Genomic DNA, 23,309 nt, shown 5'->3' on the forward strand with positions numbered 1-23,309 from the left:
GAGGAGCCCTCTTGCCAGACGAGGCCCAGCCACTGACCGCCGCCAAGCCCGAGCCCGCCTCGGCACCCGCGGCCAAGCCCGCGCCGAACGTGTCGCACGCGAAGAACGACACCCGCGGGGCGGTCGAGCACGCCCAGTCGGCGCCCGTGGAGAAGGCTGGCGAAGTGGCCCGCCCCAAACCGGCCCCGCCCGGACGCCCGGCCCCCAACCAGCCCGCCCGCACCGGCTCCTCCAACCGCGTCCGCGCCCGTCTCGCCCGTCTCGGTGTCCAGCGCGCGAACCCGTACAACCCCGTGCTGGAGCCGCTGCTGCGGATAGTGCGCAGCAACGACCCGAAGATCGAGAACGCGACGCTCCGCCAGATCGAGCGTGCCTACCAGGTCGCCGAGCGCTGGCACCGGGGGCAGAAGCGCAAGAGCGGCGACCCGTACATCACGCATCCGCTCGCCGTCACCACCATCCTCGCCGAGCTGGGCATGGACCCGGCCACCCTCATGGCGGGCCTGCTGCACGACACCGTCGAGGACACCGAGTACGGCCTGGACGACCTGCGCCGCGACTTCGGCGACGTCGTCGCCCTCCTGGTGGACGGCGTCACCAAGCTGGACAAGGTCAAGTTCGGCGAGGCCGCACAGGCCGAGACCGTGCGCAAGATGGTCGTGGCGATGGCCAAGGACCCGCGGGTCCTGGTGATCAAGCTCGCCGACCGCCTGCACAACATGCGCACCATGCGCTACCTCAAGCGCGAGAAGCAGGAGAAGAAGGCGCGCGAGACGCTGGAGATCTACGCGCCCCTCGCCCACCGCCTGGGCATGAACACCATCAAGTGGGAGCTGGAGGACCTGGCGTTCGCGATCCTCTACCCCAAGATGTACGACGAGATCGTCCGGCTGGTGGCCGAGAGGGCACCGAAGCGTGACGAATACCTGGCCATAGTGACCGACGAGGTCCAGGCCGACCTGCGCGCCGCCCGCATCAAGGCGACCGTCACCGGACGCCCGAAGCACTACTACAGCGTCTACCAGAAGATGATCGTCCGCGGCCGCGACTTCGCGGAGATCTACGACCTGGTGGGCATCCGTGTCCTGGTCGACACGGTCAGGGACTGCTACGCCGCCCTCGGCACCGTGCACGCGCGATGGAACCCGGTCCCCGGCCGGTTCAAGGACTACATCGCGATGCCCAAGTTCAACATGTACCAGTCGCTGCACACGACGGTCATCGGACCCAACGGCAAGCCCGTCGAACTGCAGATCCGCACCTTCGACATGCACCGCCGCGCCGAGTACGGCATCGCCGCGCACTGGAAGTACAAGCAGGAGGCCGTCGCCGGCGCCTCCAAGGTCCGCACCGACGTGCCCAAGGCGGGCAAGGGCAAGGACGACCACCTCAACGACATGGCGTGGCTGCGCCAGTTGCTCGACTGGCAGAAGGAGACCGAGGACCCCGGCGAGTTCCTGGAGTCCCTGCGCTTCGACCTGTCCCGCAACGAGGTCTTCGTCTTCACGCCCAAGGGCGACGTCATAGCGCTCCCGGCCGGCGCCACCCCGGTCGACTTCGCGTACGCCGTGCACACCGAGGTCGGCCACCGCACCATAGGAGCGCGGGTCAACGGCAGACTCGTACCGCTCGAATCCACCCTGGACAACGGCGACTTGGTGGAGGTCTTCACCTCCAAGGCGCCCGGCGCGGGTCCGTCCCGCGACTGGCTCGGGTTCGTCAAGTCGCCGCGCGCCCGCAACAAGATCCGGGCCTGGTTCTCCAAGGAGCGCCGCGACGAGGCGATCGAGCAGGGCAAGGACGCCATCGTCCGCGCCATGCGCAAGCAGAACCTGCCGATCCAGCGCATCCTCACCGGCGACTCCCTCGTCACGCTCGCGCACGAGATGCGCTACTCCGACATCTCCGCGCTGTACGCGGCCATCGGCGAGGGCCACGTCTCCGCACAGAACATCGTGCAGAAGCTGGTCTCGGCGCTCGGCGGCGAGGAGGCGGCCACCGAGGAGATCGACGAGGCCGTCCCGCCGACCCGCACCCGCGGCCGCAAGCGCCGCTCCAGCGCCGACCCCGGCGTCGTGGTCAAGGGCGTCGACGACGTGTGGGTCAAGCTGGCCCGCTGCTGCACGCCCGTCCCCGGCGACCCGATCATCGGCTTCGTCACCCGGGGCAGCGGTGTATCGGTTCACCGCAGCGACTGCGTCAACGTGGAGTCACTGTCCCGTGAGCCGGAGCGCATCCTCGACGTCGAGTGGGCGCCCACCCAGTCCTCGGTCTTCCTGGTCGCCATCCAGGTCGAGGCCCTGGACCGCTCCCGCCTGCTGTCGGACGTCACCCGCGTCCTGTCCGACCAGCACGTCAACATCCTGTCCGCGGCCGTCCAGACCTCCCGCGACCGCGTGGCCACCTCCCGCTTCACCTTCGAGATGGGCGACCCGAAGCACCTCGGCCACGTCCTGAAGGCCGTACGGGGCGTGGAGGGCGTGTACGACGTCTACCGCGTGACCTCGGCGCGCAGCCGGTCGTAGGGGTCCTAGGAGGGGTCGTAGGACACCCACACACGAGGAAGGGCCCCGTACGCCACGTACGGGGCCCTTCTCGGTGCGCAGCGGGGGATCAGCCGCCGAACTCCTGCAGGCCCTTCAGAGCCTGGTCCAGGAGCGCCTGACGGCCCTCCAGCTCACGCTCCAGCTTGTCGGCCTTGGAGTTGTTGCCCTGGGCGCGCGCCTGCTCGATCTGCGCCCTCAGCTTGTCCACGGCGGCCTGCAGCTGACCGGTCAGCCCCTCGGCACGCGCGCGTGCCTCCGGGTTGGTCCGGCGCCACTCGGCCTCCTCGGCCTCCTGGATGGCCCGCTCGACCGCGTGCATCCGGCCCTCGACCTTCGGCCGCGCGTCCCGCGGGACGTGACCGATGGCCTCCCAACGCTCGTTGACCGAGCGGAAGGCGGCCCGGGCGGCCTTGAGGTCCGTGACCGGGAGGATCTTCTCGGCCTCCTCGGCCAGCTCCTCCTTGAGCTTCAGGTTCTCCGCCTGCTCGGCGTCCCGCTCGGCGAAGACCGAGCTGCGGGCGGCGAAGAACACGTCCTGGGCGCCGCGGAAGCGGTTCCACAGGTCGTCCTCGTGCTCGCGCTGGGCGCGGCCCGCGGCCTTCCACTCCGCCATCAGCTCGCGGTAGCGCGCCGCCGTCGGACCCCAGTCCGTCGAAGCGGACAGCGACTCGGCCTCGGCGACCAGCCGCTCCTTGGTCTTGCGCGCCTCCTCGCGCTGCGCGTCCAGCTGCGCGAAGTGGCCCTTGCGACGCTTGGAGAACGCCGACCGGGCGTGCGAGAAGCGGTGCCACAGCTCGTCGTCGGACTTGCGGTCCAGCCGCGGCAGCCCCTTCCAGGTGTCCACCAGCGCCCGCAGGCGCTCACCGGCGGCCCGCCACTGGTCGGACTGCGCCAGCTGCTCGGCCTCGGTGACCAGGTCCTCCTTGGCCTTGCGGGCCTCGTCGGACTGCTTGGCCCGCTGGACCTTGCGCTCCTCGCGCCGCGCCTCGACCGTCGCCACGAGCTTGTCGAGACGGGCCTTCAGCGCCTCCAGGTCGCCCACCGCGTGGTGCGCGTCCACCTGCTCGCGCAGGTGGTCGATCGCGGTCTGGGCGTCCTTCGCCGACAGGTCCGTCGTCTTCACTCGCTTCTCGAGGAGGCCGATCTCGACAACCAGGCCCTCGTACTTGCGCTCGAAGTAGGCAAGCGCCTCCTCAGGGGAGCCGGCCGCCCAGGAACCGACGACCTGCTCGCCGTCGGCCGTACGCACGTACACGGTCCCCGTCTCGTCGACGCGGCCCCACGGGTCGCTGCTCACAGCGCCTCCTCCACATGATGCCCGCGGGGGCCTCGGCGCCCCCGGGCATCGTCCACAGTTTCGTCACGGCCAACATAGGCGACCAGCGGGTTGCCTGTCCGCATCCAGCGCGACCGAAATTCCGCAGTTGGCCGTGTTGAGCGCCGGTTCGGCGTCAGGACTTGGTGACCGTCGCCTTGTTGATCACGACCGTAGCGTTCGGGGCGCCGTCACCGGCACCCGTGTTCTCGCCCGCGGCCGCGATCTTGTCCAGCACCTTCAGGCCCGCCGCGTCGATGGTGCCGAACGGTGTGTAGCTGGGCGGCAGCGGGCTGTCCTTGTAGACGAGGAAGAACTGGCTGCCTCCGGTGTGCTTCTGGCCGGTGTTGGCCATCGCCACCGTGCCCGCCGGGTACTTGTTGCCCTTCAGGCTCGCGTCCTTCAGGTTCTCGTCCGGGATCGTGTAGCCCGGGCCGCCGCTGCCGACGCCCGTCGGATCGCCGCACTGCAGCACGTAGATGCCGTTCGTGGTCAGGCGGTGGCACTTGGTGTGGTCGAAGAAGCCCTTGCCCGCCAGGAAGTCGAACGAGTTCACGGTGTGCGGCGCGGCCGACGTCTTCAGCGCGATGTTGATGTCACCGCACGTCGTCGCGAGCTTCATCGTGTACTTCGCCGACGTGTCGATCGACATCGCCGGCTCCTTCTTCCAGGTCTCCTTCTCGATGGAGCCCGCGGCCGGCTTCGCGCAGGGGTCCGGCGCCTTGCTGGTCGGCGCGGCGCTCGGGGTGACGTCGGCGCTCGCGTTGGTTTTCTTGTCGTCGTCGTTCTTGAGCACACCGGTCGTGTACAGCGCGACACTGCCGATCACGACCACGCCCAGCACGGACGCGATCACGGAGTTGCGCATATTCGCCTTGCGCCGCGCGCTGGTGCGCCGCTGCTGCTGCCGCAAGAACTTCTCCCGGGCGAGCTGACGCCGCCGCTGCTCCTGGCTGACCACCGGGTTCTCTCCTCATGCGTGTCGTGTGTCGACCGGTACGCGTGCGACCTGTGAGCCGACAGCTGCGTGTAGCCCCGTACCGTATATGGGTTCGCTGAGGAAACGGCAGCGCCGGTAGGCTCTGGACCACGGGCCGCCCGCCCGTAAGCCCTCCCGTATCGACACAACGAAGGACGATCGTGCTCATTGCCGGGTTCCCCGCCGGGGCCTGGGGGACGAACTGTTATCTCGTCGCCCCCGCCGCCGGTGAGGAGTGCGTGATCATCGACCCGGGCCACCAGGCCGCCCAGGGCGTCGAGGAAGCGCTGAAGAAGCATCGGCTCAAGCCCGTCGCCGTCGTCCTCACCCACGGCCACATCGATCATGTGGCCTCGGTCGTCCCCGTGTGCGGCGCGCACGACGTACCGGCCTGGATCCACCCCGAGGACCGGTACATGATGAGCGACCCCGAGAAGGCGCTCGGCCGGTCCATCGGCATGCCGCTGATGGGCGAGCTGACCGTGGGGGAGCCGGACGACGTCAAGGAGCTGACCGACGGCGCCGAGCTGGAGCTTGCCGGGCTGGAGTTCTCCGTCGCGCACGCACCGGGCCATACCAGGGGGTCGGTGACCTTCCGGATGCCCGAGACCGCCGACATCCCGTCGGTGTTCTTCTCCGGGGATCTGCTGTTCGCCGGCTCCATCGGACGTACCGATCTGCCGGGCGGATCCATGGAGGACATGCTCGAGTCGCTGGGCCGCGTGTGCCTGCCGCTCGACGACTCCACCGTGGTGCTGTCCGGTCACGGCCCCCAGACGACCATCGGCCAGGAGCGCGCCACCAACCCCTACCTGCGGCAGGTGGCGGCCGGCCAGGGAGCCTTCCAGGCTCCCCGACGAGGAATGTGACGAGAGAGCTTCCGTGAGCACCTTTCAGGCCCCCAAGGGCACGTACGACCTGATTCCGCCGGACTCCGCCAAGTACCTGGCGGTCCGCGAGGCGATCGCGGCCCCGCTGCGCAACTCCGGCTACGGCTACATCGAGACTCCCGGCTTCGAGAGCGTCGAACTCTTCGCACGCGGTGTGGGTGAGTCCACCGACATCGTCACCAAGGAGATGTACGCCTTCGAGACCAAGGGCGGCGACAAGCTGGCCCTGCGTCCGGAGGGCACGGCGTCCGTCCTGCGCGCGGCCCTGGAGGCCAACCTGCACAAGGCGGGCAACCTCCCGGTCAAGCTCTGGTACTCCGGCTCGTACTACCGCTACGAGCGCCCCCAGAAGGGCCGTTACAGGCACTTCTCCCAGGTCGGCGCCGAGGCGATCGGCGCCGAGGACCCGGCGCTGGACGCCGAGCTGATCATCCTCGCCGACCAGGCGTACCGCTCCCTGGGCCTCAGCAACTTCCGCATCCTGCTGAACAGCCTGGGCGACAAGGAGTGCCGTCCGGTCTACCGGGCCGCGCTGCAGGACTTCCTGCGCGGCCTGGACCTCGACGAGGACACGCAGCGCCGCACCGAGATCAACCCGCTGCGCGTGCTCGACGACAAGCGGGAGTCGGTCCAGAAGCAGCTCGGCGGCGCCCCGCTTCTGCGTGACTACCTGTGCGACGCGTGCAAGGCGTACCACGAGGAGGTCCGCGAGCTGATCTCCGCGGCGGGCGTGTCCTACGAGGACGACCCGAAGCTGGTCCGCGGCCTGGACTACTACACCCGCACCACCTTCGAGTTCGTGCACGACGGTCTGGGCTCCCAGTCCGCGGTGGGCGGCGGCGGCCGCTACGACGGCCTGTCCGAGATGATCGGCGGCCCCGCGCTGCCGTCCGTCGGCTGGGCCCTCGGCGTCGACCGCACGGTCCTCGCCCTGGAGGCCGAGGGTGTCGAGCTGGACATCCCGTCCTCGACCAGCGTCTACGCGGTGCCGCTCGGCGAGGAGGCCCGCCGGGTCCTGTTCGCGAAGGTCACCGAGCTGCGCAAGGCCGGTGTCGCCGCGGACTTCTCCTACGGCGGCAAGGGCCTGAAGGGCGCCATGAAGAACGCCAACCGCAGCGGGGCCCGCTACGCGATCGTCGCCGGCGAGCGCGACCTCGCCGAGGGCGTCGTCCAGCTCAAGGACATGGAGTCCGGCGAGCAGACGGCGGTCGGCGTGAACGACATCGTGGCCGAGCTGCGGTCGCGGCTGGGTTGACCGCACGCGCGCATGGGCGCCGGATGCTCCCTGGGGGCGTCCGGCGCCTTTGTCGTCGTCGGGCACGGGCGCTGTCCGGAACCGAACGGACGGCGCCGGTCATACGTACATGCTTATGCGGAGCGAACGGTGCGCACCCAGGTGTGTGCGGCACAATGTCCGGTGCCCGAAGATGGTCCAACTCTCAAGTGACGGAATCGGCGTGATGAGCAAGACGACAGTCAAAGACGTCTCCACGGAGCCCGGGCCCGAGCGTGCCGTCGACGCACCCCGCGCGGTGGGCGGCAGCCGCGCCTTCGCCCTGCTGCTGGTGATCACCGGTGCCGCCGGACTGCTCGCCGCCTGGGTCATCACGATCGACAAGTTCAAGCTGCTGGAAGCCAAGGTCGAGGGCAAGACGTTCACCCCCGGGTGCAGCCTCAACCCGGTCGTCTCCTGCGGCAGCGTCATGGAGAGCAAGCAGGCCGCCGCCTTCGGCTTCCCCAACCCGATGCTCGGCCTGGTCTGTTACGGCATCGTCATCTGCGTCGGCATGAGCCTGCTGGCCCGCGCCCGCTTCCCGCGCTGGTACTGGCTGACCTTCAACGCCGGCACCCTCTTCGGCGTGAGCTTCTGCGCCTGGCTGATGTTCCAGTCGCTGTACCGGATCAACGCGCTGTGCCTGTGGTGCTCGCTCGCCTGGGTCGCGACGATCATCATGTTCTGGTACGTGACCTCCTTCAACATCCGCAACGACTTCCTGACCGCCCCGCGCTGGCTCAAGGGCTTCTTCGGCGAGTTCACCTGGGTGCTGCCGGTCCTGCACATCGGCATCATCGGCATGCTGATCCTGACCCGCTGGTGGGACTTCTGGACCAGCTGACGGCCCGGACCGGATTGTCAGTGCAGTGACATAGGGTTTCCCACGTGGAAGCCGACCTGTTCACCGCCGCAGCAGAGGAACGCCAGGAGAAGGACCCGGCCGGCAGCCCCCTGGCGGTCCGCATGCGCCCGCGCACCCTCGACGAGGTGGTGGGCCAGCAGCACCTGCTCAAGCCGGGATCCCCGCTGCGCAGACTGGTAGGCGAGGGCAACGGCGGCCCGGCCGGACCGTCCTCGGTGATCCTCTGGGGCCCGCCCGGCATCGGCAAGACGACCCTCGCCTACGTCGTCTCCAAGGCCACCAACAAGCGGTTCGTGGAGCTGTCGGCGATCACCGCGGGCGTCAAGGAGGTCCGCGCGGTCATCGACGGAGCCCGCCGCGCCACCGGCGGCTTCGGCAAGGAGACCGTCCTCTTCCTCGACGAGATCCACCGCTTCAGCAAGGCCCAGCAGGACTCCCTGCTCCCCGCCGTCGAGAACCGCTGGGTGACCCTGATCGCCGCGACCACGGAGAACCCGTACTTCTCGGTCATCTCCCCGCTGCTGTCCCGCTCCCTCCTCCTCACCCTCGAACCCCTCACCGACGACGACATCCGCGGACTCCTCAAGCGGGCGCTGACCGACGAGCGCGGCCTCAAGGCGGCCGTCTCGCTCCCGGAGGACACCGAGGACCACCTCCTGCGCATCGCCGGCGGTGACGCCCGGCGCGCCCTGACCGCCCTGGAGGCCGCGGCCGGGGCCGCCCTCGACCAGGGCGAGACGGAGATCAGCCTCCAGACCCTGGAGCAGACCGTCGACCGGGCCGCGGTGAAGTACGACCGCGACGGCGACCAGCACTACGACGTCGCCAGCGCCCTCATCAAGTCGATCCGCGGCTCCGACGTCGACGCCGCCCTGCACTACCTGGCCCGCATGATCGAGGCCGGTGAGGACCCCCGCTTCATCGCCCGCCGCCTGATGATCTCCGCCAGCGAGGACATCGGCCTGGCTGACCCCCACGCTCTGCCCATCGCGGTCGCCGCCGCCCAGGCCGTCGCCATGATCGGCTTCCCCGAGGCCGCCCTCACCCTCAGCCACGCCACCATCGCCCTCGCGCTCGCCCCCAAGTCCAACGCCGCGACCACCGCGATCGGCGCCGCCATGGAGGACGTACGGGGGGGCCTGGCCGGAGCCGTCCCGCCGCACCTGCGGGACGGGCACTACAAGGGCGCGGCCAAGCTCGGCCACGCGCAGGGGTACGTGTACCCGCACGACCTGCCCGAGGGCATCGCCCCGCAGCAGTACGCCCCGGACGCCCTCAAGGACCGCGAGTACTACACACCGACCCGGCACGGAGCCGAGGCACGGTACGCGGACGCCGTCGAATGGACCCGCAAGCACCTCGGTCGCAAGCGTTCCTGAGCGCCCTGTAGAATCGCTCGAAGTGCTGAGTCCCGCGCAGTCAGAGCGGGACACCCGGCCGGAGACCCAGTCCCTCGGGACTGACTCCAGGAGCGTCGCGCACCGTCGAACGGTGTCGCGGGCAGCCCACCACCACCCGGATCCCGGGAGAGGTCGGTGGGCCACTCGCGTGCTGCACGTATGTGCCCAGACCAGGGGAGCGGCTGCCCGGCAGGTCCGATACGGACCCGGCGGGTTTCCCCGGCTGCGGATGCGACCTCCCTCAACGCTGACAAGCCGAAAACTAGGAAAGAGACAAAAGACAGTGGCGAACCAGTCCCGCCCCAAGGTCAAGAAGTCGCGTGCCCTCGGCATCGCGCTGACCCCGAAGGCCGTAAAGTACTTCGAGGCCCGCCCCTACCCGCCGGGCGAGCACGGCCGCGGCCGCAAGCAGAACTCGGACTACAAGGTCCGTCTGCTCGAGAAGCAGCGCCTGCGCGCTCAGTACGACATCTCCGAGCGCCAGCTGGTCCGCGCCTACGACCGTGCGTCCAAGGTTCAGGGCAAGACCGGTGAGGCCCTGATCGTCGAGCTGGAGCGCCGTCTCGACGCGCTGGTCCTGCGTTCGGGCATCGCCCGCACGATCTACCAGGCCCGCCAGATGGTCGTCCACGGCCACATCCAGGTCAACGGCCAGAAGGTCGACAAGCCGTCCTTCCGTGTCCGTCCGGACGACGTCGTGCAGGTCCGCGACCGCTCCAAGGACAAGACGCTCTTCCAGATCGCCCGTGAGGGTGGCTTCGCCCCCGACGGTGAGACCCCGCGCTACCTGCAGGTGAACCTCAAGGCCCTGGCGTTCCGCCTGGACCGTGAGCCGAACCGCAAGGAGATCCCGGTGATCTGCGACGAGCAGCTCGTCGTCGAGTACTACGCCCGCTGATCCCAGCCCCGGCGTAGCACCTCAGCCCGCCGTCTCCCCGCCCTTCTGGGTGGGCGAGGCGGCGGGTTTGCGTTTCCCGGCGTCCCCGAGGGCATGCGACACCGGTCCGCGCGGGGTCGGCAGGGCCTCCAGCGGCCGTACACCGCCGCCCCCCAGCGCCCGGGCCACGGCCGCGTCCCCGTCCAGGCGTGCTCCCTCGCGCACGCACTCCGCGTACCGCTCGGCGCCGAGCGCCTGCCGGGCCGTCGCCTCGCACAGCTCGTGCGGGGCGTTGTAGTAGGCGGAGCCGAACAGCGGCAGCCCCACCGACGGCCACATCCGGCCCGCGGCGCCCTGCAGGACCGCCGCCTCGGCCGGGTCGCCCTGGGCCGCCGTCACCAGGGCGAGCAGTTCCAGGGACAGCACCGAGCCCAGCAGATCGTGGAAGGCGTGCGCGTTGTCCAGGCAGTCTGCGAGCAGCTCCCGCGCGCCGGCCGGATCCCCGTCCCGCCAGGCCGCGTAGGCCAGCACGTACAGCGCGTACGACCTGGCCCAGCGCTCGCCGTGGTCCTCGCACACCCGGCGCACGTCCTCGCACAGCCGCACCGCGTCCGCCAGGTCCCCCTGGAACGCCCGCGCCATCGCCAGCTCCACCTGGGCCATCAGGACGTTGCTGTTCAGCTCGCCGATCTCCTGGTAGCGGTCGAGGGCCGAGCGCAGCAGCGTTTCTGCGCGCGCCATGTCATCCGTGACCAGGGCCAGACAGCCGGTGCGGTGCTCCGCGTACGCCACCGCCGTCAGGTCCGCGACCCGCTCCGCCTGCACCCGGCACTCCCGCAGCGCGGCCAGCGCCGGCACGGTGTCGCCCTGCAGGATCGCCACATAGCCGAGCACCCACAGCGCCTTCAGCCGGGACTGCTCGTACTCCGACTCCAGCTCCACGCTGCGCTCGAGCCAGCGCCGCCCCTCCGACAGCCGCCCGCAGCCCGCCCAGCAGAACCACAGCGAGCCCGCCAGGTACTGCCCCAGATGCGCCTCGTCCGGTTCGGTCAGGCAGAACTCCAGGGCGGTGCGCAGGTTCTGCAGCTCGACCTCGACCCGCGCGGCCACCTCGCGCTGCCGGGGCGAGAACCACTCCAGCTCGCACCAGGTCGCCAGGCCCAGGTACCAGTCACGGTGCCGCCGCCGCAGCCGTACCGCGTCCCCCGTCGCCTCCAGCCAGTCGGCGCCGTAGGCCCGGACCGTGTCCAGCATCCGGTAGCGGGGGCCCGTCGGGGTCTCCTCGCGGGAGAGGACCGACTGCGCGAGCAGCTCCGCCAGCAGGTCCAGGACGTTCTCGGCGTCCAGCCCGTCCCCGCTGCACACGTACTCGGCCGCCTCCAGGTCGAAGGACTGCGCGAACACCGAGAGCCGCGCCCACAGCAGCCGCTCGGCCGGGGTGCACAGCTCATGGCTCCAGCCGATCGCCGTGCGCAGCGTCTGATGGCGGGGGAGAGCGTCCCGGCCGCCGCCGGTCAGCAGCCGGAACCGGTCGTCCAGCCGCTCCAGGAGCTGCGCCGGGGACAGCGCCCGCAGCCGCCCCGCGGCCAGTTCCAGAGCCAGCGGGATCCCCTCCAGCCGGCGGCACAGCTCCCGCACCACCGGGCAGTCGCCCGACACCGGCCCGTGCTGCCGGGCCCGGTCCGTGAACAGCTCGACCGCCTCGTCCTCGGCCAGCGGGGCCAGCGGGAACAGCCGCTCGCCGGTCAGCCCCAGCGGACGCCGTCCCACGGCCAGCACCCGCAGCTCCGGCAGCTTGCGCAGCAGCTCGGACGCCAGGTCGGCGCAGGCCGCCACCAGATGCTCGAACCCGTCCAGCACCAGCAGGAACCGGCGGCCGGCGAGACGGCCGAGCAGGGTCTCCCGGGGCGACCGGGTGGTGTGGTCGGCCAGCCCCAGCGCCTCTACGACCGCGTACTCCACGAACTGCGGATCCCGAACCGGCGCCAGTTCGACCCTCGCCCAGGCTCGCGGCTCCGCTCGCGGCGCCGACCGGGCCGCCGCCCGTGCGGCCAGCCGGGACTTGCCCACGCCACCGACCCCGGTCACCGTCACCAGCCGGGCCGCCTCCATCGCCTCGGCCAGCTCGGCGAGTTCGGCCGAGCGCCCGACGAAAGCGGTGAGTTCAAGGGGCAGATCGCCGTCCGTGCAGGGGCCGGGGCGCTGAGGACCTCGCATGGGACACGGAGCGTACTGAACCGTGTTCATTCCGTACAATCGCTTCCCGCAACTCCGCCATCCGCCGACCGTAATCCGGTACGGAGCCCCACCTGTGGCGCGATAGGCTCGGTGCACGACTTTTTCGATGTTCATCAGGCACGTTTCAGGGAGCGGGTGCGCACAGTGTCCGGTGGAGAGGTGGCCGGGATTCTCGTGGCCGTCTTCTGGGCGATCCTGGTCTCCTTCCTCGCCGTCGCACTGGCGAGGCTGGCCCAGACGCTCAAGGCGACCACCAAGCTCGTGGCGGACGTGACCGACCAGGCCGTCCCGCTGCTCGCCGACGCCTCCGCCGCGGTGCGCTCCGCGCAGACCCAGATCGACCGGGTCGACGCGATCGCCTCCGACGTCCAGGAGGTCACGTCGAACGCCTCCGCGCTCTCGACCACCGTCGCCTCCACCTTCGGCGGCCCGCTGGTCAAGGTCGCGGCCTTCGGCTACGGCGTGCGCCGGGCAATCGGCGGCCGCAAGGAGAACGTGCCCGCCAAGGAGCCCAGGCGTACCGTGATCGTGGGCCGTACGGTCCCGGCGGCACGCAAGCGGAGCAACCGGGGAAAGAAGGACTGACCGAGCGATGTTCCGCCGTACGTTCTGGTTCACCACGGGTGTCGCCGCCGGTGTGTGGGCCACCACCAAGGTCAACCGCAAGCTGAAGCAGCTGACCCCCGAGAGCCTCGCCGCGACCGCGGCCAACAAGGCCCTGGAGACCGGTCAGCGCCTGAAGGACCGCGCGGTCGGCTTCGCGCTCGACGTCCGCGACAACATGGCGCAGCGGGAGGCCGAGCTGGGGGAGGCGCTGGGTATCCAGGAGAACCCCGAACTCCCCGCACCTCGGCGGTACACCGCCATCGAGAACAGCGACAACCGCAGCAACCCGAAGTACATCGAAGCCCCGATGTACTCGTACAACCGGAATGAGGACCACTGATGGAGTCGGCCGAGATTCGCCGCCGCTGGCTGAGCTTCTTCGAGGAGCGCGGGCACACCGTCGTCCCTTCGGCGTCGCTCATCGCGGACGACCCGACTCTGCTCCTCGTCCCCGCCGGCATGGTGCCCTTCAAGCCCTACTTCCTGGGTGAGGTCAAGCCGCCGTTCCCGCGCGCCACCAGCGTGCAGAAGTGCGTGCGCACGCCCGACATCGAAGAGGTCGGCAAGACCACGCGCCACGGCACGTTCTTCCAGATGTGCGGCAACTTCTCCTTCGGCGACTACTTCAAGGAAGGCGCCATCAAGCTCGCCTGGGAGCTGCTCACCAGCGCCCAGGACAAGGGCGGTTACGGCCTCGACCCCGAGCGCCTGTGGATCACCGTCTACCAGGACGACGACGAGGCCGAGCAGATCTGGCACGAGGTCGTCGGCGTGCCCAAGGAGCGCATCCAGCGCCTGGGCATGAAGGACAACTTCTGGTCCATGGGTGTCCCCGGCCCCTGCGGACCCTGCTCGGAGATCAACTACGACCGCGGCCCCGAGTTCGGCGTCGAGGGCGGCCCCGCCGTCAACGACGAGCGGTACGTGGAGATCTGGAACCTCGTCTTCATGCAGTACGAGCGGGGCGAGGGCATCGGCAAGGACAACTTCGAGATCCTCGGGGACCTGCCGAGCAAGAACATCGACACGGGCCTCGGCCTGGAGCGCCTCGCCATGATTCTGCAGGGCGTGCAGAACATGTACGAGATCGACACCTCCATGGCCGTCATCGACAAGGCCACCGAGCTGACCGGGGTGCGCTACGGCGACGCCCACGGCTCGGACGTGTCCCTGCGCGTGGTCACCGACCACATGCGCACGGCCACGATGCTCATCGGCGACGGCGTCACCCCCGGCAACGAGGGCCGCGGCTACGTCCTGCGCCGCATCATGCGCCGCGCCATCCGCAACATGCGTCTGCTGGGCGCCACCGGTCCGGTCGTCAAGGACCTGATCGAGGTCGTCATCGGCATGATGGGCCAGCAGTACCCGGAGCTGGTCACCGACCGCGAGCGCATCGAGAAGGTCGCCCTCGCCGAGGAGAACGCCTTCCTGAAGACGCTGAAGGCCGGCACCAACATCCTCGACACCGCCGTCACCGAGACCAAGCAGGCCGGCTCCACGATCCTGCCCGGCGACAAGGCGTTCCTGCTCCACGACACCTGGGGCTTCCCGATCGACCTCACCCTCGAGATGGCCGCCGAGCAGGGGCTGTCCGTGGACGAGGACGGCTTCCGCCGCCTGATGAAGGAGCAGCGGGAGCGCGCCAAGGCCGACGCCCAGGCCAAGAAGACCGGCCACGCCGACATGGGCGCCTACCGCGAGATCGCCGACTCCGCCGGCGAGACCGACTTCATCGGCTACAGCGACACCGAGGGCGAGTCGACGATCGTCGGCCTCCTGGTCGACGGTGTCTCCTCCCCGGCCGCCACCGAGGGCGACGAGGTCGAGGTCGTCCTCGACCGCACCCCGTTCTACGCCGAGGGCGGCGGCCAGATCGGCGACACCGGCCGGATCAAGGTCGACTCCGGTGCCGTGATCGAGATCCGCGACTGCCAGAAGCCGGTCCCGGGCGTGTACGTCCACAAGGGTGTCGTCCAGGTCGGCGAGGTCACCGTCGGCGCCAAGGCCCACGCCTCGATCAACACCCTTCGCCGCAAGGCCATCGCCCGCGCCCACTCGGCCACCCACCTGACCCACCAGGCCCTGCGCGACGCCCTCGGCCCGACGGCCGCCCAGGCCGGTTCCGAGAACCAGCCCGGCCGCTTCCGCTTCGACTTCGGCTCCCCGTCCGCCGTTCCGACGGCCGTGATGACCGACGTCGAGCAGAAGATCAACGAGGTGCTCGCCCGCGACCTCGACGTGCACGCCGAGGTCATGGGCATCGACGAGGCCAGGAAGCAGGGCGCCATCGCCGAGTTCGGCGAGAAGTACGGCGAGCGCGTCCGCGTCGTGACCATCGGCGACTTCTCCAAGGAGCTGTGCGGCGGCACGCACGTGCACAACACCGCCCAGCTGGGCCTGGTGAAGCTGCTCGGCGAGTCGTCGATCGGCTCGGGTGTCCGTCGTATCGAAGCCCTCGTCGGCGTCGACGCCTACAACTTCCTGGCCCGTGAGCACACGGTCGTCAACCAGCTGACCGAGCTGCTCAAGGGCCGCTCGGAGGAACTGCCGGAGAAGGTCTCCGCGATGCTCGGCAAGCTGAAGGACGCCGAGAAGGAGATCGAGAAGTTCCGCGCCGAGAAGGTGCTGCAGGCTGCCGCGGGTCTCGCCGAGTCCGCCAAGGACGTGCGCGGTGTGGCCGTCGTCACCGGCCAGGTGCCGGACGGTACGACCCCGGACGACCTGCGCAAGCTGGTCCTCGACGTGCGCGGCCGCATCCAGGGCGGCCGGGCCGCCGTGGTCGCCCTGTTCACGGTCAACAACGGCAAGCCGCTGACCGTCATCGCCACCAACGAGGCCGCCCGCGAGCGCGGCCTCAAGGCCGGTGACCTGGTCCGTACCGCCGCCAAGACGCTCGGCGGCGGTGGCGGCGGCAAGCCGGACGTCGCCCAGGGCGGCGGCCAGAACCCGGCCGCCGTCGGCGAGGCCGTGGAGGCCGTCGAACGGCTCGTCACCGAGACCGCCAAGTGACAGTGAAGTAAGGAAACGGTCGGAAATGCGCAGAGGACGCCGACTCTCGATCGACGTCGGGGACGCCCGGATCGGGGTCGCCTCGTGCGACCCCGATGGGATCCTCGCCACACCGGTCGAGACCGTCCCCGGGCGGGACATCCCCGCCGCCCACCGCCGGTTGCGTCAACTGGTGGAGGAGTACGAACCGATCGAGGTCGTCGTCGGACTCCCTCGCTCCCTCAAGGGGGGCGAGGGCCCGGCCGCACAGAAGGTACGGGCCTTCGCCCAGGAACTCGCCAAGGGCATCCAGCCCGTTCCGGTCCGGCTGGTGGACGAGCGGATGACGACCGTGACGGCCAGTCAGGGACTGCGTGCCTCGGGGGTGAAATCCAAGAAGGGCCGGGCCGTTATCGACCAGGCAGCAGCCGTCATCATCCTGCAGCAGGCTCTGGAATCCGAACGGGTGTCAGGTAAAGCACCCGGCGAGGGCGTCGAAGTGGTCATCTGATCGCGATACGGTAACGTTCCGCGCGATGCGGCGGTGTTCGAACAGCCGCCGCACAGCAAGAGGCGGAACGGAAGCCGGTCCACCGGCCATGCGACCGTCGGCCTCGCGGCTCTAGGGGATCGATGACTGAGTATGGCCGGGGCCCTGGCTCCGAACCGTGGCATCCGGAGGACCCGTTGTACGGGGACGGCGGATGGGGAGGACAGCAGGCCCACGTGGGCCGGCAGTCCCCCTACGGCGGCCAGCCACAGCAGCAGCACCCGCAGCCGCAGCACAGCGACTGGAACCAGGGTCAGCAGTCCCAGTCCGGGTACGACCAGCAGCAGTACCAGTACTACAACCAGCAGGGCCAGCAGCAGTACGGCCAGCAGTACGCCGGTCAGGACCAGCAGTACGCGGTGCAGACCCCGCAGCAGTACCAGCAGCAGGGCAGCTGGGGCGCGTCCGGCACGCACGGCCAGGTGCCCTACACGCCCGACCCCGGCGACCCGTACGGCCAGCAGTCCGCGGCCTACGGCGGGCAGGCCCCCGACTTCTACGGCACCGAGGACGCCTACCCGCCGCCGGTGCCGCCCAGCCGCAGGCGTCCCGATGCGAAACCGGAACCGGACCCCGAGACCGGCTGGGACCCGGGCGAGGACCAGGGCGAGCAAGCGTTCTTCGCCGGAGGCGGCGATGACGACGACGTCGACGACGAGGCGGACAGCCGGTCCGGCCGTGGCGAACGGCGCGGCAAGAAACCCGTCAAGAGCAAGAAGCGGCGCACCGGCTGCGCCTGCATGGTGGTCGTCCTGGTCTTCGGCGGCGGCCTCGGCACGGTCGGCTACTTCGGTTACAAGTACTACCAAAATCGTTTCGGCCCAGCCCCGGACTACGCGGGCAGCGGCAACGGCGAACAGGTCACGGTCACCATCCCGAAGGGCGCCGGCGGCTGGGAGATCGGTGCGAAGCTGAGGGAGGCGGGCGTCGTCGAGAGCGCGGACGCCTTCGTCTCCGCGCTGCAGGCGAACCCCAAGGGCAAGGGGCTCCAGGAAGGCGTCTACACGCTGGAGAAGCACATGTCCGCCGCCAGCGCCGTGCAGCTGATGCTCGACCCGAAGAGCCAGAACAATGTGATCGTCACGCCCGGCGAGCGCAACGCGGGTGTCTACGCGTCGATCGACAAGAAGCTCCAGCTGTCCACCGGCACCACCCGGAAGATCGCCAAGCAGGGGTACAAGAAGTTCGGTCTGCCGAGCTGGGCGCAGAGCAGCAGCGAGATCCAGGACCCGCTGGAGGGCTTCCTGTTCCCGGGTACCTATGCGGCCGCGAAGGGCATGAAGCCCGACGCGATCCTGAAGCAGATGGTCACCCAGGCCAAGGAGAGGTACGCCGCCTACGACCTGCCGTCGAAGGCGAAGGAGCTGGGCCTGAACAACGCGTTCCAGCTCGTCACGGTCATGAGCCTGGTCCAGGCCGAGGGCAAGACGCACGACGACTTCCGCAAGATGGCGGAAGTGATCTACAACCGTCTGAAGCCCACGAACACCGAGACCAACCAGCTGCTCCAGTTCGACTCGACGTACAACTACCTCAAGGGCACGAGCAACATCCACATCTCCGAGAAGGAGATCAACAGCAACCGGAGCCCGTACAACACCTACACCCATAAGGGCCTCACGCCCGGTCCGATCGGCAACCCCGGTGAGGACGCGATGAAGGCGGCGCTGAATCCGACGGACGACGGGTGGCTCTATTTCGTGGCGACCGACGGCACGACAAACACCGAATTCGCCAAGACCTACGCAGAATTCCAGCAGCTCAAGGAAAAATTCAATGCCTCCTCGGGCAACTGACGCCCGCCGGGCTGCCGTGCTCGGATCGCCGATCGCCCACTCCCTCTCCCCGGTGCTGCACCGGGCGGCCTACGAGGCACTCGGGCTCACCGACTGGTCGTACGGCCGCTTCGAGATCGACGAGGCCACGCTGCCCGACTTCATCGAGAAGCTCGGGCCGGAGTGGGCGGGGCTGTCACTGACCATGCCGCTGAAGCGGGCGGTCATCCCGCTGCTGGACGAGATCAGCGAGACGGCCGCGTCGGTCGACGCCGTCAACACCGTGGTCTTCACCGAGGACGGCCGCCGCATCGGCGACAACACGGACATCCCGGGCATGGTGGCCGCCCTGCGCGAGCACGGCATCGAAGAGGTCGACTCCGCGGCGATCCTCGGCGCCGGCGCCACCGCTTCCTCGGCGCTGGCCGCGCTCGCCCGGATCTGCACCGGCGAGGTCGTCGCCTACGTCCGCAGCGAGGCCCGCGCCGCCGAGATGCGTCAGTGGGGCGAACGGCTCGACGTGGACGTCCGTACGGCGGACTGGGCGGACGCACGGGAGGCCCTGAAGGCGCCCCTGGTGATCGCCACCACCCCGGCCGGCACCACCGACGCCCTCGCCAGCGCCGTACCGGAGCGCCCCGCCACCCTCTTCGACGTGCTCTACGACCCCTGGCCCACCGACCTCGCGGCCCGCTGGTCCATGTTCGGCGGCGCCGTCGTCAGCGGCCTCGACCTGCTGGTCCACCAGGCCGTTCTCCAGGTCGAGCAGATGACCGGCCGCTCCCCGGCCCCCCTGGAGGCCATGCGGCACGCGGGGGAGAAGGCGCTGGCCGCACGCTGATCGGCCGCCTCCGTTCCGGCGCCGCGTCCCGCCTGCTGGACCAGCGGCCGGATACCGCCCCCGGACGTGGGAGGATCGGAGGTGGCGGACCGGGGTCGCGCACCCGGTGGCGCCGTCGCCGTACGCGAGGACGTGCGTACGCAGGGCAGTACCGGGCGCGAACACTGAGGAGCACCGTTGAGCAGGCTGCGTTGGCTGACCGCGGGGGAGTCCCACGGTCCCGCACTTGTCGCGACGCTGGAGGGGCTTCCCGCCGGCGTGCCGATCACCACGGAGATGGTGGCCGACCACCTGGCGCGGCGGCGGCTCGGCTATGGCCGCGGTGCGCGGATGAAGTTCGAGCGTGACGAGGTCACCTTCCTCGGTGGCGTCCGGCACGGCCTCACCCTCGGCTCCCCGATCGCGGTCATGGTGGGCAACACCGAGTGGCCCAAGTGGGAGCAGGTCATGGCGGCCGACCCGGTCGACCCCGAGATCCTCGACGGCCTCGCCCGCAACGCGCCGCTGACCCGCCCCCGGCCCGGCCACGCCGACCTCGCCGGCATGCAGAAGTACGGCTTCGACGAGGCCCGTCCGATCCTGGAGCGCGCCTCCGCCCGCGAGACCGCCGCGCGCGTGGCGCTCGGTGCCGTCGCCCGCTCCTACCTGAAGGAGACGGCCGGCATCGAGATCGTCTCGCACGTCGTCGAGCTGGCTGCCGCCAAGGCCCCGTACGGCGTCTACCCGACCCCGGCCGACGTCGAGAAGCTGGACGCCGACCCGGTGCGCTGCCTGGACGCCGACGCGTCGAAGGCGATGGTCGCGGAGATCGACCAGGCCCACAAGGACGGCGACACGCTCGGCGGCGTGGTCGAGGTGCTCGCCTACGGCGTCCCGGTCGGCCTGGGTTCGCACGTGCACTGGGACCGCCGGCTGGACGCCCGGCTCGCCGCCGCCCTCATGGGCATCCAGGCGATCAAGGGCGTCGAGGTCGGCGACGGCTTCGAGCTGGCCCGGGTGCCCGGCTCCAAGGCGCACGACGAGATCCTCAGCACCCCCGAGGGCATCAAGCGGTCCAGCGGGCGCTCCGGCGGCACCGAGGGCGGCCTGAGCACCGGTGAGCTGCTGCGCGTGCGCGCCGCCATGAAGCCGATCGCGACCGTGCCCCGGGCCCTGCAGACCGTCGACGTCTCCACCGGTGAGGCCGCCCAGGCCCACCACCAGCGCTCCGACGTGTGCGCGGTCCCGGCCGCCGGCATCGTCGCCGAGGCCATGGTGGCGCTCGTCCTGGCCGACGCCGTCGCGGAGAAGTTCGGCGGCGACTCCGTCCCCGAGACGCGGCGGAACGTGCAGTCGTACCTCGACAACCTCGCCATCCGGTGACCGCCGTGCCTGCGGTCGTACTGGTCGGCCCGATGGGCGTGGGCAAGTCCACCGTCGGGCAGCTGCTGGCCGAGCGGCTCGGGGTCGTCTACCGCGACACCGACGACGACATCGTCGCCGCCGAGGGCCGGACCATCGCCGAGATCTTCGTGGACGACGGCGAGCCGGCCTTCCGCGCGATCGAGAAGCGCACGGTGCACACCGCGCTCGCCGAGCACCAGGGCGTCCTCGCGCTCGGCGGCGGGGCGATCCTCGACGCGGACACCCGAGCGCTGCTCGCCGGGCACCGGGTGGTCTACCTCTCCATGGACGTGGAGGAGGCGGTCAAGCGCACCGGCCTGAACGTGGCCCGCCCGCTGCTCGCGGTCAACCCGCGCAAGCAGTGGCGCGAGCTGATGGAGGCCCGCCGTCACCTGTACGAGGAGGTCGCCACCGCCGTCGTGCCGACCGACGGCCGCACCCCCGAAGAGGTCACCCAAGCAGCGCTGGACGCACTGGAGTTGAAAGAAGCATGAGCGAGGCAGTCACCCGGATCCAGGTCGCCGGCACCGCGGGCACCGACCCGTACGAGGTGCTGGTCGGCCGGCAACTCCTGGGCGAGCTGGCCGGGTTGATCGGCCCCAAGGCCAAGCGTGTCGCGGTGATCCACCCCGAGGCGCTCGCCGAGACCGGCGACGCACTGCGCGGCGACCTGGCCGGGCAGGGCTACGAGGCCGTCGCCATCCAGGTGCCCAATGCGGAGGAGGCCAAGACCGCCGAGGTCGCCGCCTACTGCTGGAAGGCGCTGGGCCAGTCCGGCTTCACCCGCACCGACGTCATCGTCGGCGTGGGCGGCGGTGCCACCACGGACCTCGCCGGGTTCGTGGCCGCGACCTGGCTGCGCGGGGTGCGCTGGATCGCCGTCCCGACCACCGTGCTGGCCATGGTGGACGCGGCGGTCGGCGGCAAGACCGGCATCAACACCGCCGAGGGCAAGAACCTGGTCGGCGCGTTCCACCCGCCGGCCGGTGTCCTGTGCGATCTGGCCGCGCTGGACTCCCTGCCGGTCAACGACTACGTTTCCGGGCTCGCGGAGATCATCAAGGCCGGCTTCATTGCCGACCCGGTGATCCTCGACCTCATCGAGGCCGACCCCGAGGCCGCCCGCACGCCGGTCGGCCCGCACACGGCCGAGCTGATCGAGCGCTCGATCCGGGTCAAGGCGGACGTCGTCTCCTCGGACCTGAAGGAGTCCGGGCTCCGGGAGATCCTGAACTACGGCCATACGCTCGGCCACGCGATCGAGAAGAACGAGCGGTACAAGTGGCGGCACGGCGCGGCGGTCGCGGTCGGCATGCACTTCGCCGCCGAACTGGGCCGTCTGGCGGGCCGGTTGGACGACGCGACGGCGGACCGCCACCGCACCGTCCTCGAGTCGGTCGGCCTGCCGCTGCACTACCGCTACGACCAGTGGCCCAAGCTGCTGGAGGCGATGAAGGTCGACAAGAAGTCCCGCGGTGACCTGCTGCGCTTCATCGTCCTGGACGGGTTGGCGAAGCCCACCGTCATGGAGGGCCCGGACCCGGCCGTCCTCCTCGCCGCCTACGGAGAAGTGGGCCAGTAGGAAGCGGTCCAGTACGTCCTCTGCTGTTCCCTTCCGCCCGATTCCCTTTCCGAGCCGGGCACTTCGGACCGCCCCCGGTCGTTTCACCAAACGACGGCCGGGGGCGGTACCGTTCGGTAGGGAGCGGGCTCCGTACCCGCCTGCCAGCGCCAAATGTGTGTACGAGACGGAGTGGCAACGGATGCAGCACGCAGTGGGGTCTCCGCTGCCGCCCCACCAGCCGGGGCAGGGACCGCACGCCGGCTGGGCGTCGGCCGCACACCACCCGGGAGTCCCACAGGGTCCCGCACCCGTGCCCCCTCCGCCACCCGGCTACCCCGGAGCCGGACCGGGATCCGTACCCCCGTCCGCCCCCATGCCGCCCGCGCCTCCGCAGCACGCCCCCGTCCTGCCGCCCGACACGACCGGTCACGTACCGCTGCCGCCCGGCGGCCCGGTCGGTGTGCCCACCGCGCCTCTGGCCGCGGTCGCCGTCCCGGACCCGACGGCCACCACCCTCGCGGTCCTGCTGATCGGCCCCGCGGGCGCGGGCAAGACGAGCGTGGCCAAGTACTGGGCGGACCACCGCCGGGTGCCCACCGCCCACATCAGCCTGGACGACGTACGCGAATGGGTCCGCGCGGGCTACGCGAACCCGCAGTCCGGGTGGAACGACAATTCCGAGGCCCAGTACCGCCTGGCCCGCCGCACCTGCGGCTTCGCCGCCCGGAACTTCCTGGCCAACGGCATCTCCTGCATCCTCGACGACGCCGTCTTCCCGGACCGCCCCGTCGTGGGCCTCGGTGGCTGGAAACGGCATGTCGGCCCCGGCCTGCTCCCGGTCGTCCTCCTCCCGGGCCTCGACATCGTCCTGGAACGCAACGCCGAACGCACCGGCAACCGCCGCCTCACCGACGAGGAGGTGGCCCGCATCCACGGCCGCATGGCCGGCTGGTACGGCTCGGGCCTGCCGATCATCGACAACTCCCAGCTGGACGTTCCGGGGACGGCCCGGGTCCTGGACGACGTCCTGGCCCGAGCCATCGCAAGCCCGCCTAGCTGGTGAACAGGGGCGACTGGTCCCACTCAAGGGGCGCGGGGCTGTATCGATATGCGGCTCCGCCGCGTGGGCGCGAGCAACCCCCACCCACCCGCACCTGGCACACGACCGAGCCACCCCCGGCAAACCCCACTCGGCCCCCACAAACCAGCACAACCC

The 23,309-nt window shown here is 70.4% G+C and carries 19 protein-coding genes; 16 read left to right on the plus strand and 3 right to left on the minus strand.

Annotated elements, in window-relative coordinates; genetic code table 11:
• The first annotated feature begins 11 nt into the window (after positions 1–11).
• Complete coding sequence (locus ACFYZZ_RS31480; RefSeq protein WP_389183076.1) at positions 12–2,525, plus strand: RelA/SpoT family protein; 2,514 nt, start codon at positions 12–14, stop codon at positions 2,523–2,525.
• Positions 2,526–2,613: 88 nt separating this feature from the next.
• On the opposite strand, the gene ACFYZZ_RS31485 is transcribed toward ACFYZZ_RS31480, so the two are convergent.
• Entirely contained in the window at positions 2,614–3,843 is a 1,230-nt protein-coding gene (locus ACFYZZ_RS31485) for a DUF349 domain-containing protein (RefSeq protein WP_389183079.1), read from the minus strand.
• A 154-nt stretch (positions 3,844–3,997) separates the two neighbouring features.
• Entirely contained in the window at positions 3,998–4,822 is an 825-nt protein-coding gene (locus ACFYZZ_RS31490) for a peptidylprolyl isomerase (RefSeq protein ID WP_389183082.1), read from the minus strand.
• A 179-nt stretch (positions 4,823–5,001) separates the two neighbouring features.
• Here ACFYZZ_RS31490 and ACFYZZ_RS31495 point away from each other — a divergent pair, with 179 nt between their 5' ends.
• The 5 genes from ACFYZZ_RS31495 (at position 5,002) to rpsD (ending at position 10,166) form a co-directional block, all read left to right on the plus strand.
• On the plus strand, positions 5,002–5,709 hold the full coding sequence (locus tag ACFYZZ_RS31495; protein ID WP_389183084.1) for an MBL fold metallo-hydrolase: 708 nt from the start codon (positions 5,002–5,004) through the stop codon (positions 5,707–5,709).
• 13 nt (positions 5,710–5,722) lie between these two features.
• Positions 5,723–6,985, plus strand: a complete 1,263-nt coding sequence (hisS, locus tag ACFYZZ_RS31500) for a histidine--tRNA ligase (protein WP_389183087.1) — start codon at positions 5,723–5,725, stop codon at positions 6,983–6,985.
• A gap of 205 nt (positions 6,986–7,190) precedes the next feature.
• A complete protein-coding gene (locus ACFYZZ_RS31505) occupies positions 7,191–7,847 on the plus strand; it encodes a vitamin K epoxide reductase family protein (protein ID WP_389183090.1) in 657 nt (218 codons plus the stop codon).
• Between the two features lie 44 nt (positions 7,848–7,891).
• Positions 7,892–9,247: a replication-associated recombination protein A gene (locus ACFYZZ_RS31510; protein ID WP_389183093.1), complete on the plus strand. Its 1,356-nt coding sequence runs from the start codon at positions 7,892–7,894 to the stop codon at positions 9,245–9,247.
• 304 nt (positions 9,248–9,551) lie between these two features.
• A complete protein-coding gene (rpsD, locus tag ACFYZZ_RS31515) occupies positions 9,552–10,166 on the plus strand; it encodes a 30S ribosomal protein S4 (protein ID WP_386574864.1) in 615 nt (204 codons plus the stop codon).
• Between the two features lie 21 nt (positions 10,167–10,187).
• Here the strand turns inward: rpsD and ACFYZZ_RS31520 are convergent, their stop codons facing one another.
• The gene (locus ACFYZZ_RS31520) at positions 10,188–12,362 is read right to left on the minus strand and encodes an ATP-binding protein (RefSeq protein ID WP_389183097.1); all 2,175 of its coding nucleotides are present in this window, start codon (positions 12,360–12,362) and stop codon (positions 10,188–10,190) included.
• Positions 12,363–12,518: 156 nt separating this feature from the next.
• Here ACFYZZ_RS31520 and ACFYZZ_RS31525 point away from each other — a divergent pair, with 156 nt between their 5' ends.
• The 10 genes from ACFYZZ_RS31525 (at position 12,519) to ACFYZZ_RS31570 (ending at position 23,156) form a co-directional block, all read left to right on the plus strand.
• Complete coding sequence (locus ACFYZZ_RS31525) at positions 12,519–12,968, plus strand: DUF948 domain-containing protein (RefSeq protein WP_381664847.1); 450 nt, start codon at positions 12,519–12,521, stop codon at positions 12,966–12,968.
• Positions 12,969–12,975: 7 nt separating this feature from the next.
• On the plus strand, positions 12,976–13,329 hold the full coding sequence (locus tag ACFYZZ_RS31530) for a hypothetical protein (protein WP_389183100.1): 354 nt from the start codon (positions 12,976–12,978) through the stop codon (positions 13,327–13,329).
• The gene (gene alaS, locus ACFYZZ_RS31535) at positions 13,329–16,001 is read left to right on the plus strand and encodes an alanine--tRNA ligase (RefSeq protein ID WP_389183103.1); all 2,673 of its coding nucleotides are present in this window, start codon (positions 13,329–13,331) and stop codon (positions 15,999–16,001) included. The genes ACFYZZ_RS31530 and alaS overlap by 1 nt, the downstream gene beginning before the upstream one ends.
• A 25-nt stretch (positions 16,002–16,026) precedes the next feature.
• The gene (gene ruvX / locus ACFYZZ_RS31540; protein ID WP_389183106.1) at positions 16,027–16,491 is read left to right on the plus strand and encodes a Holliday junction resolvase RuvX; all 465 of its coding nucleotides are present in this window, start codon (positions 16,027–16,029) and stop codon (positions 16,489–16,491) included.
• A gap of 122 nt (positions 16,492–16,613) precedes the next feature.
• Positions 16,614–18,326: an endolytic transglycosylase MltG gene (gene mltG, locus ACFYZZ_RS31545; protein WP_389183109.1), complete on the plus strand. Its 1,713-nt coding sequence runs from the start codon at positions 16,614–16,616 to the stop codon at positions 18,324–18,326.
• Positions 18,307–19,146, plus strand: coding sequence for a shikimate dehydrogenase (locus ACFYZZ_RS31550; protein WP_389183112.1), 840 nt, complete (start codon positions 18,307–18,309; stop codon positions 19,144–19,146). The genes mltG and ACFYZZ_RS31550 overlap by 20 nt, the downstream gene beginning before the upstream one ends.
• 177 nt (positions 19,147–19,323) lie before the next feature.
• Positions 19,324–20,508: a chorismate synthase gene (aroC, locus tag ACFYZZ_RS31555; RefSeq protein ID WP_389183114.1), complete on the plus strand. Its 1,185-nt coding sequence runs from the start codon at positions 19,324–19,326 to the stop codon at positions 20,506–20,508.
• Positions 20,509–20,540: 32 nt separating this feature from the next.
• Complete coding sequence (locus ACFYZZ_RS31560) at positions 20,541–21,023, plus strand: shikimate kinase (protein ID WP_389183498.1); 483 nt, start codon at positions 20,541–20,543, stop codon at positions 21,021–21,023.
• Positions 21,020–22,111 (plus strand): 3-dehydroquinate synthase, encoded by a 1,092-nt coding sequence (gene aroB / locus ACFYZZ_RS31565; RefSeq protein WP_389183116.1) that lies wholly within the window; start codon positions 21,020–21,022, stop codon positions 22,109–22,111. The genes ACFYZZ_RS31560 and aroB overlap by 4 nt, the downstream gene beginning before the upstream one ends.
• A gap of 181 nt (positions 22,112–22,292) precedes the next feature.
• Positions 22,293–23,156, plus strand: coding sequence for a Pro-rich N-terminal domain-containing protein (locus ACFYZZ_RS31570; protein ID WP_389183118.1), 864 nt, complete (start codon positions 22,293–22,295; stop codon positions 23,154–23,156).
• The last annotated feature ends 153 nt before the right edge of the window (positions 23,157–23,309 follow it).

It is taken from the genome of Streptomyces sp. NPDC001816 (genome assembly GCF_042892235.1).
Lineage (GTDB): Bacteria > Actinomycetota > Actinomycetes > Streptomycetales > Streptomycetaceae > Streptomyces.